Source organism: Aeromonas salmonicida (genome assembly GCF_028355655.1).
Classification (GTDB): Bacteria; Pseudomonadota; Gammaproteobacteria; order Enterobacterales; family Aeromonadaceae; genus Aeromonas; species Aeromonas salmonicida.
In genome coordinates this window covers 1,921,858-1,936,708 of the sequence record NZ_CP110645.1, presented here as the reverse complement: position 1 = coordinate 1,936,708, position 14,851 = coordinate 1,921,858, and the positions used below count along the sequence as shown (strand labels likewise).

13 protein-coding genes are annotated in these 14,851 nt (G+C 60.4%); 9 read left to right on the top strand and 4 right to left on the bottom strand.

All coding sequences use genetic code 11. The features are described from left to right. The 7 genes from rsxB (at position 1) to gloA (ending at position 6,972) form a co-directional block, all read left to right on the top strand. Entirely contained in the window at positions 1-564 is a 564-nt protein-coding gene (gene rsxB, locus ONZ54_RS09350) for an electron transport complex subunit RsxB (protein ID WP_096118320.1), read from the top strand. A 14-nt stretch (positions 565-578) separates the two neighbouring features. Beyond that, the gene (gene rsxC / locus ONZ54_RS09345) at positions 579-3,152 is read left to right on the top strand and encodes an electron transport complex subunit RsxC (protein WP_271788007.1); all 2,574 of its coding nucleotides are present in this window, start codon (positions 579-581) and stop codon (positions 3,150-3,152) included. Between the two features lie 3 nt (positions 3,153-3,155). Beyond that, positions 3,156-4,208, top strand: coding sequence for an electron transport complex subunit RsxD (gene rsxD, locus ONZ54_RS09340; RefSeq protein WP_021140426.1), 1,053 nt, complete (start codon positions 3,156-3,158; stop codon positions 4,206-4,208). A gap of 123 nt (positions 4,209-4,331) precedes the next feature. Continuing rightward, positions 4,332-4,964, top strand: coding sequence for an electron transport complex subunit RsxG (rsxG, locus tag ONZ54_RS09335; protein ID WP_125600482.1), 633 nt, complete (start codon positions 4,332-4,334; stop codon positions 4,962-4,964). Positions 4,965-5,037: 73 nt separating this feature from the next. Then, entirely contained in the window at positions 5,038-5,796 is a 759-nt protein-coding gene (locus ONZ54_RS09330; protein WP_271788006.1) for an electron transport complex subunit E, read from the top strand. Between the two features lie 18 nt (positions 5,797-5,814). After that, a complete protein-coding gene (nth, locus tag ONZ54_RS09325; protein ID WP_005310645.1) occupies positions 5,815-6,456 on the top strand; it encodes an endonuclease III in 642 nt (213 codons plus the stop codon). Positions 6,457-6,558: 102 nt separating this feature from the next. After that, positions 6,559-6,972, top strand: a complete 414-nt coding sequence (gene gloA / locus ONZ54_RS09320) for a lactoylglutathione lyase (RefSeq protein WP_005310643.1) — start codon at positions 6,559-6,561, stop codon at positions 6,970-6,972. 72 nt (positions 6,973-7,044) lie between these two features. Here the strand turns inward: gloA and ONZ54_RS09315 are convergent, their stop codons facing one another. Then, a complete protein-coding gene (locus tag ONZ54_RS09315; protein WP_011898827.1) occupies positions 7,045-7,920 on the bottom strand; it encodes a flagellar protein MotY in 876 nt (291 codons plus the stop codon). A 68-nt stretch (positions 7,921-7,988) separates the two neighbouring features. Then, complete coding sequence (locus ONZ54_RS09310; protein WP_271788005.1) at positions 7,989-9,962, bottom strand: methyl-accepting chemotaxis protein; 1,974 nt, start codon at positions 9,960-9,962, stop codon at positions 7,989-7,991. Positions 9,963-10,110: 148 nt separating this feature from the next. Between ONZ54_RS09310 and rnt the strand changes: the two genes are divergently transcribed. Next, positions 10,111-10,782, top strand: a complete 672-nt coding sequence (gene rnt, locus ONZ54_RS09305; protein WP_005310637.1) for a ribonuclease T — start codon at positions 10,111-10,113, stop codon at positions 10,780-10,782. A gap of 251 nt (positions 10,783-11,033) precedes the next feature. Beyond that, complete coding sequence (locus ONZ54_RS09300; RefSeq protein WP_058395448.1) at positions 11,034-12,356, top strand: Na+/H+ antiporter family protein; 1,323 nt, start codon at positions 11,034-11,036, stop codon at positions 12,354-12,356. A 78-nt stretch (positions 12,357-12,434) separates the two neighbouring features. Here the strand turns inward: ONZ54_RS09300 and ONZ54_RS09295 are convergent, their stop codons facing one another. Further along, positions 12,435-13,640, bottom strand: a complete 1,206-nt coding sequence (locus ONZ54_RS09295) for an MFS transporter (protein ID WP_271788004.1) — start codon at positions 13,638-13,640, stop codon at positions 12,435-12,437. A 126-nt stretch (positions 13,641-13,766) separates the two neighbouring features. Beyond that, positions 13,767-14,705, bottom strand: coding sequence for a LysR family transcriptional regulator (locus ONZ54_RS09290; RefSeq protein ID WP_271788003.1), 939 nt, complete (start codon positions 14,703-14,705; stop codon positions 13,767-13,769). Between the last annotated feature and the right edge of the window lie 146 nt (positions 14,706-14,851).

Sequence of the window (14,851 nt, the reverse complement as noted above, 5' to 3'; positions counted from 1 at the left end):
ATGACTCACATACTCTTTGCCGTTCTGGTACTGGCCCTGCTGGCCCTTGCCTTCGGAATCATTCTGGGCTTTGCCGCCGTCAAGTTTCACGTGGAAGCCGATCCCATCGTCGATCAGCTTGACGCCCTGTTGCCGCAGACCCAGTGCGGCCAGTGCGGTTACCCTGGCTGCAAACCTTATGCCGAGGCGCTGGCCAATGGCGATCAGATCAACAAGTGCGTGCCCGGTGGCGATGCCACCATGCGCAAGATAGCCGACCTGATGGGGGTCGACCCTCAACCGCTGGGCAGTGCCGAGGCCGCCATCCCGGTCAAGAAAGTCGCCTTCATCCATGAAGATCAATGCATCGGCTGCACCAAGTGCATCCAGGCCTGTCCGGTCGATGCCATCGTCGGTGCCACCAAGGCAATGCACACCGTCATCACAGACGAGTGCACCGGCTGCGATCTCTGTGTCGATCCCTGCCCGACCGACTGTATCGAAATGATCCCTGTGCCGACCACGGTCGACAACTGGAAGTGGGATCTGGCCAACGTCGCCATTCCGGTCAAGATAGTGGAATAAACAGCGGAGTAACCATGCAGCATCTGCTCGAACGCATCAAAGCCGGCACTCTGTGGGATTTTCACGGCGGCATTCACCCTCCCGAGAACAAGCACCAATCCAGCCTGACACCCGTGGTGGACGCGGGCCTGCCGCCCCAGCTCATCATACCGGTGCGCCAGCACGCAGGGCCGGCCGGCGATCTGCTGGTACAGATCGGCGACAAGGTCAAGAAGGGTCAGCCACTGACCCGCTATGACAAGGGCCGCATAGTGCCCGTGCACGCCTCGACCTCGGGCACCATCACCGCCATCGGCCACCATACTGTGGCGCACCCCTCGGGTCTCGATGATCTCTGCATCACCCTGACGCCGGATGGGGAGGATGCCTGGGGTGAGCACCAGGGCAAGCCAGACTACTGGAATCTGGATCGAGGCGAACTGCTCGAGCGCATCCAGCAGGCCGGCATTGCGGGTCTGGGCGGCGCCGTGTTCCCGACTCACAGCAAGCTGGACGGCCGCGGTCAGCTCACCGAGATCCTGATCGTCAACGGACTGGAGTGTGAGCCCTACATAAGCACAGATGATCGTCTGATGCAGGAGTATGCCGACGAGATCATGGATGGCATCCGGGTGCTCAAGCATCTGCTCAAACCCAAATTGACCCTGATAGGGGTGGAAGACAACAAACCCGCAGCCATTGCCGAACTGACCCGCCACGCCACCGATGATGACGTGCTGGTCAAGACGGTGCCGACCAAGTACCCCTCGGGCGGTGCCAAGCAGACCATAGAGCTGCTTACCGGCCGTCAGGTGCCCAAGGGTGGGCGGGCGGTGGACATGGGCATCATGGTGCTCAACGTGGCAACCGTGTTCGCCATCAAGCGCGCCATCATCGACGGCGAGCCGCTCATCTCCCGCATCGTCACCCTGACTGGCGACGCCTTCAAGAAGCCAGGCAATGCTTGGGTACTGCTGGGCACGCCAGTGCGCTGGCTGTTGCAGCGTTTCGAGCTGCAACCCGAGGCGGACCAGAGGGTCATCATGGGGGGCCCCATGATGGGCTTCACCCTGCCCCACGCCATGGTTCCCGTGGTCAAGGCCACCAACTGCCTGCTCTCCCCGACCCGTGCCGAGCTGCCGCCCCCCGGTCCCGAGCAAGCCTGCATCCGTTGCAGCGCCTGCGCCGATGCCTGCCCGGCCAATTTGCTGCCCCAGGAGCTCTACTGGTACAGCCGCGCCAAGGAGTACGACAAGGCCGAAGGGCTCAACCTGTTCGACTGTATCGAGTGCGGCGCTTGCGCCTGGGTCTGCCCCAGCCAGATCCCTCTGGTGCAGTACTACAAGATTGCAAAGGATGATATTCGCGAGGCCCGTGCCGAGGCCGAAAAAGCCGAGCGTGCCAAGCAGCGTTTCGAGGCCAAGCAGGCCCGCTTCGAGCGGGAAAAAGCGGCCCGAGAAGCCCGCCATGCCGAGGCTGCGGCCCAGCGCCGCCAGGCCATGACGGCCAGTGGAGGGGAAGATCCCGTCGCTGCCGCCCTCGCTCGCATCAAAGCCAAGCAGGAAGTCACGGCCAGCGCTGTTGGCGAGCAGCCAGACAACAGCGCCATGATTGCCGCCCGCGAGGCGCGCAAGCAGGAGGCCCTCGCGCGGCGCGCCGCCAAAGCCGCCAACAGCGGTGAACCTGCTGACGTTGCCGCCGTCGTTGCGCCAACGCCAGAGGCGCAGGATCCGAAAAAGGCCGCTATCGCAGCAGCCCTTGCTCGTGCCAAGGCCCAAAAGGCCGCACAAGCTGTGGATGAAGACGTCGCCAAACCCGAGGCTATGGCTAACGAGGCCCAGCCGGTAAGCGAACCCGCACCGGCGACTGCCGAGGTTGACCCCAAGAAAGCAGCCATTGCCGCCGCCATCGCACGGGCCAAAGCCAAGAAGGCAGCGCAAGCTGCGGATGAAAACGTCGCCAAGCCTGAGGCTATGGCTAACGAGACCCAGCCGACAAGCGAACCCGCACTGGCGACTGCCGAGGTTGACCCCAAAAAGGCAGCCATTGCCGCCGCCATCGCACGGGCCAAGGCCAAGAAGGCAGCGCAAGCTTCGGATGAAAACGTCGCCGAGCCTGAGGCTATGGCTACCGAGACCCAGCCGACAAGCGAACCCGCACCGGCAATTGCCGAGGTCGACCCCAAAAAGGCAGCCATTGCCGCCGCCATTGCACGCGCCAAGGCAAAAAAAGCAGCGCAAGCTGCGGATGAAAAGGTCGCCCTGCCTGAGGCTACGGCTAGCGAGGCCCAGCCGGTAAGCGAACCCGCACCGGCAACTGCCGAGGTCGACCCCAAGAAAGCAGCCATTGCCGCCGCCATTGCACGCGCCAAGGCAAAAAAAGCAGCGCAAGCTGCGGATGAAAAGGTCGCCCAGCCTGAGGCTACGGCTAGCGAGGCCCAGCCGGTAAGCGAACCCGCACCGGCGACTGCCGAGGTCGACCCCAAGAAAGCAGCCATTGCCGCCGCCATCGCGCGGGCCAAGGCCAAGAAGCTGGCAGCAGAGGCTGCCGCACAAGGCCTGACCACCCAAGCACAGTCACCTTCTCCATCGCCAGACAAGAGCCACTGATCCATGTTCAATATCGCGAGTGCGCCGTTTGCTCATAACCGCAAACAGACCCAAACCCTGATGTTGCTGGTGATCCTGGCTTGCCTGCCCGGCCTGCTGGCCCAGACCTGGTTCTTTGGCTGGGGTTCCTTCATCCAGATCCTGCTGGCGCTGGTGACGGCGCTGGGGGCCGAGGCGCTGGTGCTCCGCTTGCGCCGCCGCCCCATCAAGCCCGCCCTGATGGATGGCAGTGCCGCCCTGACCGCCGTGCTGATTGGCCTCTCTTTGCCCCCCCTGCTGCCCTGGTGGATGCTGGTACTGGGTACCGCCTTTGCCATCATCATTGCCAAGCACCTTTATGGCGGCCTGGGCCAGAACCTGTTCAACCCGGCCATGGTGGCCTATGTGTTGCTGTTGGTCTCCTTCCCCGTGCAAATGACCAGCTGGTTGCCGCCAGACACAATTCGCGCCTATGACATCGGCTTTGGCGATGCAGCGTCCGTCATCTTTACCGGCTTCAGCCTGGATGGCTACAGCATGGCGCAGCTCAAGCAGGGGGTGGATGGCCTCACCATGGCTACGCCACTCGATACCCTGAAGACAGGGCTGAATCAGGGGCTCACCACGGGTGAAGTGATGAGCCACGCCGTATTCGAGGGCTGGGGCGGCATCGGCTGGAGCTGGGTCAACCTGGGTTACCTGCTGGGCGGCCTGTTCCTGCTGCAGCAAAGAGTGATCAACTGGCGTATTCCGGGTGCCATCCTGGGCTCCTTGTTGCTGGCCGCAACCCTGGGTTATCTGATGACGCCGGATGCCACCGCCACCCCCATGTTCCATCTGTTCAGCGGGGCCACCATGCTGGGGGCCTTCTTCATCGCTACCGATCCGGTCAGCGCCAGCACCACGCCCCGTGGCCGTCTGGTATATGGCGTACTGATTGGTGTGCTGGTCTACCTTATCCGTCGCTTTGGCGGTTACCCTGATGCCTTCGCCTTCGCCGTGCTGCTGGCCAACTTGTGTGTTCCGCTGATCGACAGCCTGACACGTCCCAAGGTCTATGGAGCACGTCGCAAATGAGTAACATCATGCGGATAACCCACCTCTGCGTGACCACACGGAACGACAGCCTGACACGCCTCAGGGGACATGGAGCACGTCGCAAATGATCCCGGCGCAAACCTCACTCTCAGGAAGTATCCAATGTTAAAGAGCATGCGCAAAAATGGCGTCACGCTAGCCCTGTTTGCCCTGGCCTGCACCGCCGTTGTGGTGCTGACCAACGAGCTGACCCGCGACAGGATCGCCCATCAGCAGCAGCTGGAAAAGCTGCGCACCCTCTCCGCCCTGTTGCCAGAGGGAAGCTATGACAACGACCTGGTGGCCAGTTGCAAGCTGGTACAGAGCAAAACCTATCTGGGCAGCGATCAGGCCATGCCGCTCTACACTGCAACCCTGAAAGGCGAGACCACGGGTTATGCGCTGGAAACCGTGGCACCCGACGGCTACAGTGGGGCCATTCGCCTCATCGTCGGTACCGATGCCAAGGGCAGCGTCAGTGCTGTGCGGGTGCTGGCCCACAACGAGACGCCGGGCCTGGGTGACAAGATAGAGCTGAAGAAATCGAGCTGGATAGAAAGTTTTGTCGGCAAGTTCCTCAGCCGCGACAACGAGGCAAGCTGGGCGGTGAAAAAAGATGGCGGCGAATTCGATGCTTTCACCGGCGCCACCATCACCCCCCGCGCCGTGGTCAAGGCAGTGAAAAACCTGCTGCTGCTGGAGCAAACGCACCCTGAGTTGCTGCGTGATGCCCCTCCGTGCGACCCCACGCCATAAGCCTGGGCCCACACATATGAAACAGATTGATGTGCTATGCATATCCATGTGCCATCTCAGCCGGAGCCGATAAATGGAACACTCTCATACACTGGATGACCAGACCCCGATCAGTGAGGGCAAGGGCCGTCGTGAAGAGCTCAAGGAGCTGATGCTGCAAGGGCTGTGGAAGAACAACCCCTCCCTGGTGCAGGTGCTGGGGCTCTGCCCTACCCTGGCAGTTTCCTCCACCTTTACCAATGCGCTCGGACTGGGATTGGCCACCATGGCGGTACTGGTGAGCTCCAACCTTGCCATCTCCCTGGTGCGAAACTGGGTGCCCAAGGACATTCGCATTCCCATCTACGTGATGATCATCGCCGCCCTGGTCACCAGCGTGCAGCTGCTGATGAATGCCTATACCTATGGCCTCTATCAGGCGCTCGGTATCTTCATCGCCCTGATCGTCACCAACTGCGTCATCATAGGCCGGGCCGAAGCCTATGCCTCCAAGAATCCGCCTCTGCTGGCGGCACTGGATGGTTTCATGATGGGACTCGGCTTTACTCTGGTGCTGCTGGTGCTGGGTGGCCTGCGGGAGATCATTGGCATGGGGACCCTGTTTGACGGCGCCGAATTGCTGCTGGGTGACTGGGCCAAGTCCCTGCGCATCGAGCTGTTTCATGCCGATGCCAGCCTGCTGCTGGCGATCCTGCCGCCGGGGGGCTTTATCGGGCTAGGCCTGATGATCGCAGGCAAGAATGCCATCAATGACTGGCGTGATCGCAAGCAAGCCGCCCCCCTTGCCGATAGCAGTGTGCCGGTGGCGGGTGTGCGCGCCACCCAGCTCTGATCTGAGACGTGAGAAACCATGAACAACCAGAAACGCAGGCAGATCCTGGAGCGACTGCGGGACAACAATCCCCATCCCACCACAGAGCTCAACTTCACCTCGCCCTTCGAGCTCTTGATTGCCGTGTTGCTGTCAGCCCAGGCCACCGACGTAAGCGTCAACAAGGCCACCGACAAGCTCTATCCGGTGGCCAATACCCCGGCCGCCATGCTGGCGCTCGGGGTGGATGGGCTGAAACAGTACATTAAGACCATAGGCCTGTTTAACACCAAGGCCGAAAACGTCATCAAGACGTGCGCCATCTTGCTGGAACGCCATGGCGGCGAGGTGCCGGAGAACCGCGAGGCGCTGGAGGCGCTACCCGGTGTGGGTCGCAAGACCGCCAATGTAGTGCTCAATACCGCCTTTGGCTGGCCCACCATCGCCGTCGATACCCACATCTTTCGGGTATCCAACCGGACCGGCTTCGCGGTGGGCAAAAACGTTGATCAGGTGGAAGAGAAACTGCTGAAAGTGGTGCCTGCCGAGTTCAAGCTGGATGTACACCACTGGTTGATCCTGCACGGCCGTTACACCTGTCTGGCTCGCAAACCGCGCTGCGGCTCCTGTATCATCGAAGACTTGTGTGAATACAAAGAAAAAGTCTATCCACAGGAATAAGGCAGCATGCAGGCCGTACGCTACAGCCCGCAAACTTATGCTGCGATTCCTGTATCATCCAAGACTTGTGTGAGTACATATATCTACCCGGAGAACTGAGCAATGAGAATTCTGCATACCATGCTGCGTGTTGGCGATCTGCAACGCTCCATCGACTTCTACACCCGAGTGCTGGGTATGAAACTCTTGCGCAAGAGCGAAAACAGCGAATACAAGTACACCCTGGCCTTCGTTGGCTACGGTGACGAGAAAGACGAAGCCGTCATCGAGCTCACCTACAACTGGGGTGTCAGCGAGTACGAACTGGGCTCGGCCTACGGCCACATTGCGCTGGAAGCGGACGACATCTATGCCACCTGCGATGCCCTGCGTGCCGCCGGTGCCAAGATCACCCGCGAGCCAGGTCCAGTGAAGGGCGGTACCACTGTCATCGCCTTCGTGGAAGATCCGGATGGTTACAAGATTGAACTGATCGCCAAGAAAGATGCAGGCAGCGGCCTGGGTGACAGCTTCTGAGGCAATGCCTCAGGTAACACCCAATAAAAAAGAGCGCTGCGGCGCTCTTTTTTCATGTCAGTGTGCAGGTTATCAGATGGTGCCATTGCGGCCCATATTGATCACCACCCGCCGGTTCTTGGCGCGACCATCCTCGGTTTCGTTGGAGGTGGCGTGGCGCTTCTCGCCGTGCCCTTCCACCGAGATCTTGCCCGGATCGATCCCCAGATCCACAAACACCTTCTTGATGGCATCGGCCCGCTTCTCGGAGAGTTTCTGGTTGGGCCAGCGGCCGCCATAACTGTCGCTGTAGGCGTTGATCACCACCACATCTATGCTCTTGTCGACCTTCACATACTCGCCGATCATCGCCAGTCGCCGCCGGGAGGCCAGTGACAGCTGATCACTGTTCTTGTCATAGGAGAGCACGCTGAAGGCGATGTCATTGAAGCTATAGGGCAACAGTCCACTCAGGCAATCCACAAAGGCCTGGTACTTGACCCGAAAGTTGACAGAGGAGAGGGAGACCCGCACCGGCCGGTTCTGACGGTACCAGTCACGATACTGGAAGGTTGGCATGCGGCCACCCTCCAGCTCATCGAGCATGGTCCAGGCAGTCTGCCCCTCCACCAAGCCATCAAACTGCTGGTAAAAGCGCAACTGGCTCACTTCCCGCCCGGCAACACCGGGACGCCAGAGTGGTGGCATGATCCCCAGACTGACCGTCTGGGTCTGGGCTTGCTGTCGCAACCCCTTGAGTTCGAAATCCAGATTGATCTTGCGACCGGCACGGCTGACGAAGGCACCCGTCCCCCAGTTGGGAATAGGGTGTTCGAGGCGGCACTCCACTTGCGTATCCGAGGTCAAACGCCAGACGGATTGATCCAGGCCGGCACCAAACTCGGTAACCCCCGCCTGTAATTGCATACTCACTGATATGCTGACCAACCCGACTATCCAAGCGTTCAAGTGCCTGCCCTCCACACGATCTCACGTTAGGTATCGGCAGGGGCAGGGCAAGCTTTAGGGCAAAGCACTCAGTGGGGGGCAGGACGATCCATCAGCTTGAAGCTGGCAATGCGACCCGCCAGCTCGCGAGCCAGCAGATCCAGCTCGGCGCTGTTTTGCTGCAAGGTTTCAGAGTGCAGGCGATGAGCTTCGTACACCTCGCGTATGGTCATCACATTGTGCTGGATATCGTCAGTGACGTAGCGCTGCTCCTCCGTCGCGGTGGCCACCTGGGCAGTCATGTCACTCACCTTGCGCACCTCGCTCACTATGTCGCTCAGCTCGCTCCCCGCCCGCTTGGCCTCGGTCACGCTCAAACCCGCCTGCTCAGTGCCCAGATGCATGGCCGTGACCGCCTGATCCGCGCCCTGACGCAATCGGGACAACATCCGATCTATGTCCTCTGCCGCCTGCTGAGTGCGAGAGGCCAGTGCCCTCACCTCTTCCGCCACCACGGCAAAACCACGACCAGACTCACCGGCCCGGGCAGCCTCTATGGCTGCATTGAGGGCAAGCAGATTGGTGCGATCCGAGATCTGCTTGATGAGATTAAGCGCCTCGCCGACCGACTCTGTATCCTGATACAGGCTATCCACCAGTTGCTGGGTGTTGGCCAGGGTGCCCGCCACCAGCTGGATGGCGTCTATGGTCTGATCCACCTCCTTGTCGCCCTGACGGGCACATCCGATAGCCTGCTGGGTCGCCAGCGACGTCTGGGTTGCATTGCGCGCAATCTCGGCCACCGTCGAAGCCATCTCGGTGGCTGCCGTCGCCACCAGGTCCACCTGACCGAAACCTTTGACGACGCCAGCATTCACCTCGGCGATCACGCCTGCCGAGGTGGCGGCGCTGCGGGCCAGCACCTCGCAGGAGCGACGTACCGCCAGCAACAGCCCCTCAAGGTGCGCGAGGAAATGGTTCAGATCCTGCGCCAGGGCGCCCAGTTCGTCACCGGACCGCCAGTTGACCCGCACCGTCAGATCATTCTCCTGTACCAGCCGTTTGAAGGTCTGGTGCAACGCCATAAAACCCAGGTGCAGGTCTCGCACCACCCGCCAGCAGACGAAGGTGGTCAACGCAACGCACAACAGCACACCGAGCGCCGCCCACCAGAAGTCGCTGGCACTCTTTGCTCGCATCTGCTCGACCCGCTCGAACAACTGCTGATAAAGGCGATCTTCGCTCTCCTTGAGCAGACCTATCTTGTCGGTACTCAAGGCAAACCAGGCTTCGGCATCGACCCCGAAGCCGCCTGAGGTGGCTTTGTCCAGCGCCAGTTGCTCCATGGCGGCAACCTTGGCTACCAGGGGAGAGGTCAGGCTGTCGGCCAGCAGTTGACGTTGTGAAGGGCTCGCCACCGCCTGGAAACGCTCGAGATAGGTATTCTGGGCCGCCAGCAGGGAGATGAATTGCTGCAACAACGCAGGGGTAAAGTGGTCACGGCCGAACACATTGCTCAGGGTTGCCCGCTCCAGCCCCATTCGTTCCTTGCTCTGCAAGAAGGCGGCGTAGGCATTGGTCTGCAGCGCTATGGTGGCATCCTGACTGTTGAGACTGACCTGGTCCACCACGGCCAGCAGCTGGCTGATAAGACGGCTGTAAAAGCCAACCTGCTCGGCCACTTCGACCCCCAGCGCGCCGACCCGCTCACGCATGGCGGTGAGCCCGGTCAGCGCCTGTTGTACCTCTCCCAACGCCAGCAAGGCGGGATCCTCGTGAAAACGGACCAGCAGGGTATCGACCAGCTTGCGCTGGGCAGGCAGGGCGTCGCGAAACTTGTTGCCACCAGAGCCCAGGAAACCTGCCGACATGCCACGCTCCTTTTGCAGCTCGTGGGCCAGTTGCGCCGCCTCCCGCACGACATAGAGTGCCGCTTGTGCCTGGCTCATCTCCTGTTCAACCTGATAACGCTCATACACGTATCGGCCAGAAAAAAACAGCAAGGCCAGCAGTGGCAGGCAGACCACCAGCAACATCTTGTGTGCCAATCCCAGCTTGTTCATCCCCTCTCCCCATTCCATTGTTGAAGTGGTCAATTATAAGCACGAGTGCCGAGAATAGAATCTGACGTCCGTCTCATGGCTGCTGATGAGGGACAAAGGCTGGCTTTTTTGCCATAATGCCGCCTCATTTCACGCCGACCGAGATACCATGACCGACGCTGTACACACTCTCAAGGGCCGTTTTCGTGGCTTTTACCCCGTCGTCATCGATGTTGAAACCGCCGGGTTCAATGCCAGGACAGACGCCTTGCTGGAGATAGCCGCCTATACCCTCAAGATGGATGAGGATGGCTGGCTCGCTCCCGATCAGGTCTTTCATTTTCACGTCGAGCCGTTCGAAGGCGCCAACCTGGAAAAGGCGGCGCTGGAGTTCACCGGCATAGACCCCTTCAATCCGCTGCGCGGCGCCGTCAGCGAGAAAGAGGCGCTGACCGAGATTTTCAAGGGCATTCGCAAAGGGATGAAGGAGAGCGACTGCAACCGCGCCATCATAGTGGCCCACAACGCCACCTTCGATCATGGCTTCGTCATGGCTGCTGCCGAGCGGGCCGGCCTCAAGCGCAATCCGTTCCATCCGTTTGCCACCTTCGATACTGCCGCCCTCTCCGGCCTGGCCCTGGGTCAGACAGTGCTGGCCAAGGCGTGCCAGAGCGCTCGCATCCCGTTTGACAATAAAGAGGCGCACTCGGCCCTCTATGACACAGAACGCACCACAGAGCTGTTCTGTCATATTGTCAACCGCTGGAAGAGCCTGGGTGGCTGGCCGCCGGCCCACCCGGATGATGCCCCCGTCGATGACGCGAACGAACAAGCGGGATAAGCAACGAGCAAGAAGGCTGCCATGGCAGCCTTCTTCTATTGGGATACGGCATCAAAGTGGTTTGACCAGAATGGCAGACAGACCCGGACAGCACAGTTTTCAACCGCTCGGCTCCCCTCGCCCATCCCAACCCTTCAGGGATGCGTCTCACAGGCCATTTGCCTGATTTTTTACTCGACATTTGTCGTGATTTTCGCAAACTAACTGCCTTTCAAAAGACAGACAACCAATAACCATTAAAAGGAAGTCACATGAACCCTGTTGTTGTCGCGGTCTCGCTGATGCTGGTGCTCAGCCTGCTGCGGATCAATGTGGTGGTCTCGCTCTCCATCAGCGCCATCGTAGGTGGCCTGCTGGGTGGCCTATCCCTGGCCGACACCCTCAGCACCTTCAGTGGTGGCCTGGGCGGTGGCGCAGAGATCGCTCTCTCCTATGCCATGCTGGGGGCCTTTGCGGTCGCTATCTCCCGCTCCGGGATCACCGACCTGCTGGCCCGCAAGGTGATCAACCAGCTGGGGCAAGATGCCAGCAGCTCCCGCATCCTCTGGGTCAAGACACTGCTGCTCGGCGCCGTCCTTTGCGTGTCCGTCGCCTCCCAGAACCTGATCCCGGTCCACATCGCCTTTATTCCCATCCTTATCCCGCCGCTGCTGCACGTCATGGCCAAGATGAATATCGACCGCCGTCAGGTAGCCTGCGTCATCACCTTCGGCCTGACCGCGACCTATATGCTGCTGCCGGTGGGCTTTGGTGGCATCTTCCTCAACAACATACTGGCCAAGAACCTGATCGACAACGGGGTGCCGGTCGAGCTTGGCCAGCTGCCGATGGCCATGGCAATCCCTGTGCTGGGAATGTTCGTTGGCCTGCTGGTCGCCGTGTTCATCACCTACCGCAAACCGCGCCAGTATGACATGGACAAGATCCTGGCCGCCGAGCCCGAATCCGTCGAGCTCAATCTCAACCATATCTGGGTTGCCCTGCTGGCCATCGGCGTCGCCCTCGGGCTGCAGCTGATGACCAACAGCATAGTGCTGGGTGCGTTGGCGGGCTTTGTCATCTTCACCTGTGGCGGTGTCATCAAGTTTCGTGAGAGCCAGGACGCCTTCACCCAGGGCGTGCGCATGATGTCCCTCATCGGCTTCATCATGATCTCAGCCGCTGGCTTCGCCGCCGTGATGAAGGCGACCCACGGGGTGGAGAGCCTGGTGCAATCCGTCTCTGCGGTGATCGGGGATCAAAAAGGCCTCGCCGCCTTCCTGATGCTGCTGGTTGGTCTTTTGATCACCATGGGGATTGGCTCTTCCTTCTCCACTGTGCCCATCATAGCCACCATTTATGTGCCGCTCTGTATCCACCTCGGCTTCTCCCCCATGGCGACCATCGCCCTGGTTGGCGCCGCCGGTGCGCTGGGGGATGCAGGTTCACCCGCCTCGGATTCGACCCTGGGCCCCACGTCGGGCCTCAATGCCGATGGTCAGCACGACCATATCTGGGACAGCGTGGTACCCACTTTTATTCACTACAATATCCCGCTCATCCTCTTTGGCTGGGTGGCGGCCATGGTGCTCTAGCGCTCGGACAAGCAGCAGACATGCAAAAGGCGACCTCGGGGTCGCCTTTTCATTGGATGCAAACCTTGGCCTATACCATCAGCCGACAGAGTGGCTCTCCCCCTTGGTGACCAGGCCATACCCCAAAGCCAGCAACGCCAATACCAGACCCAGGCTGCCGACCCCAATCCAGCCACTCATCTGCCAGGCCAGCATGGCACCACTGGAGCCCAGGGTTCCCCCCAGAAACATACCCACCATGAAGAGGGTGTTGATCCGGCCTCTTGCCTCTGCTTTCAAGCCATAGATCCGTTGCTGATGGGCAATCAGGGCACTTTGTACTCCCAGATCCAACAAGATGACCCCCACGGCCAGCCCAAACAAGGAGAGCCATGCCTCAAACAGGCACCAGGCCAGCACCACCAGCAGCGCACCAGCAAGTGCTACCGACCTGGAGCCAAGCGTGTCAGCCATTCGTCCCGCCAGGGGCGCCGCCAGCACGCCCACTATGCCGATCACCCCGAACAAGCCGGCAGCTTCCGCACCGAGGTGGTACTCGGAATGGGCGAGATAAAAAGCCAGCACTGTCCAGAAAGCGCTGAACGAGGCGAACAGCAGAGCCTGGGCCAGGGTTGCCCGACGCAAAGCAGGCTCTTCTCGCCACAACACCAGCAGAGAACGCAGCAAGCTGGCATAGCTCATGGTGGAACGGGGCAGATGCAGCGGTATCATACGTGCCATCAGCACGGCCCCCAGCAAGGCCAGCGGCACACCGAGCCAGAACATGACTCGCCAGCTGGCATAGGCGGTGATGAAGCCCGCCAGGGTACGGCTGAGCAGGATCCCGCTCAGCAAACCGCTCATTACGCTGCCGACGACGGCTCCCCGTCTGGCGGGATCGGCCAGGGTCGCCGCAACCGGTACTATCTGCTGGGCCGCGGTTGCACCGATACCCAACACAATGGAAGCCAGCATCAATGCTGCCGCTCCCGTCGCCATTGCCGCCATTGCGCAAGCCGCTGCAATTAGCACGAACTGCGCCACAATCAACCAGCGACGCTCCAGCACATCCCCCAATGGCACCAAAAACAACAAGCCGGCGGCATAGCCCAGTTGAGTCAGCATGGCAATCATGGCAACCGCTGGCTGGCCGGGGAAATCCCGCGCCATCACCTCCAGCATGGGCTGGTTGTAATAAATGTTGGCGACCGCCAAACCACAGGACATCGCCATGGCGAATACCAGCGATGAACTGATCCCGGCGCTCGGCAGGACCGCCGGGCGGCTTGATACCGATAAAGTCATGACACCATCCTCATACATGATTGAAATCCCGTGACGAGCACGATCTTGATGAGCACAGGGTAACGAAGATGAGGAAGACTCAGTAGACAAGCGGCGGCAATAACACTTATTCCGCCGGGGAATGGATCAAGGATGGGTTGATGGCATCTGCAATACGGGGAGTGCTGTCACGAACGCCAAAAACACTTGAGACTTGGCGCTGATCTGCCGCCCCGAGGGAAACAGAGCCCACAGATCCAGCCGGGGAAGCTGCCAGTCAGCAAGAATTGCCATGACTTCGCCACTGGCAAGCTCGGGGGCAAACATCCACTCGGAGGTAATGCCCAGTCCCACTCCCGCCAGCACGGCGGCTCGCATCCCTTCGGCGGCGGAGACAGTCAGCCGCCCCTGCACTGTCAATGTGACCTGATTTTCACCCTGTATAAAGTGCCACTGCTGCCCCATACCGGGCTTGGGGCTGTAGACCACCAGCGGACATCCTTGCAACTCGCCGGGGGATGAGGGCGTACCATGGGTTGCAAACCAGGCCGGCGCCCCCACCACTCTCATGGCGCAGTGCCCGAGCTTGCGGGCAACCATACCAGAATCGACCTGCTCACCGAGACGCAAAGCCACATCGATGCCTGCGGCGATCAAGTCGACATTGCTGTCATCCAACAGTACGTCTATCTCCAGATTGGGGTGGGCAGCCAGCAGTTCATGAAGGTGGGGAATGATATGCAGACGGGCAAAGGTGACAGGGGCACTCACCCGCAGGCGGCCGCTCAAGCTGCTGCGGCACTGCGCAACAGTAGCATCGGCCTCTCTGATATCGTCGAGGATCTGCCTGGCTCGCAGATAATACGCCTCACCCGCCTCTGTTGGCGTCAGGCCGCGGGTCGAACGCAGCAATAGACGACTGCCAAGCTGTGCTTCCAGCTGGGCAATCAGCTTGGATATGGCTGGCTGACCCAGCTTGAGCCGACGTGCTACCGCAGAGAAAGAACCGGTTTCCACCGCCAGCACAAACGCTTCCATTGCCCCGAGCCTGTCCATTATCCCCTTCCCCTTCTTTAATACCATCATGCGGCTTCATGCAGGCCACCGCTAACGTCACCCCAAAATGCGCTCTTTAAACGCCTGTCATGCCCATGGGTCAGCTATCGCTGATCTCTGGATAAATGCAGCCGGAACCGAGACAGGTCTACAGTAGCGCAACCTCATGTACAAAA

Excerpts from the sequence above, each read along its gene's own strand:
- ONZ54_RS09330 (WP_271788006.1), top strand. The coding sequence starts at position 5,038 with ATGGAACACTCTCATACACTGGATGACCAGACCCCGATCAGTGAGGGC.
- nth (WP_005310645.1), top strand. The coding sequence starts at position 5,815 with ATGAACAACCAGAAACGCAGGCAGATCCTGGAGCGACTGCGGGACAAC.
- rsxC (WP_271788007.1), top strand. The coding sequence starts at position 579 with ATGCAGCATCTGCTCGAACGCATCAAAGCCGGCACTCTGTGGGATTTT.
- ONZ54_RS09290 (WP_271788003.1), bottom strand. The coding sequence starts at position 14,705 with ATGATGGTATTAAAGAAGGGGAAGGGGATAATGGACAGGCTCGGGGCA.
- rsxD (WP_021140426.1), top strand. The coding sequence starts at position 3,156 with ATGTTCAATATCGCGAGTGCGCCGTTTGCTCATAACCGCAAACAGACC.
- rsxG (WP_125600482.1), top strand. The coding sequence starts at position 4,332 with ATGTTAAAGAGCATGCGCAAAAATGGCGTCACGCTAGCCCTGTTTGCC.
- ONZ54_RS09295 (WP_271788004.1), bottom strand. The coding sequence starts at position 13,640 with ATGACTTTATCGGTATCAAGCCGCCCGGCGGTCCTGCCGAGCGCCGGG.
- rnt (WP_005310637.1), top strand. The coding sequence starts at position 10,111 with ATGACCGACGCTGTACACACTCTCAAGGGCCGTTTTCGTGGCTTTTAC.
- ONZ54_RS09310 (WP_271788005.1), bottom strand. The coding sequence starts at position 9,962 with ATGAACAAGCTGGGATTGGCACACAAGATGTTGCTGGTGGTCTGCCTG.
- ONZ54_RS09300 (WP_058395448.1), top strand. The coding sequence starts at position 11,034 with ATGAACCCTGTTGTTGTCGCGGTCTCGCTGATGCTGGTGCTCAGCCTG.
- rsxB (WP_096118320.1), top strand. The coding sequence starts at position 1 with ATGACTCACATACTCTTTGCCGTTCTGGTACTGGCCCTGCTGGCCCTT.
- gloA (WP_005310643.1), top strand. The coding sequence starts at position 6,559 with ATGAGAATTCTGCATACCATGCTGCGTGTTGGCGATCTGCAACGCTCC.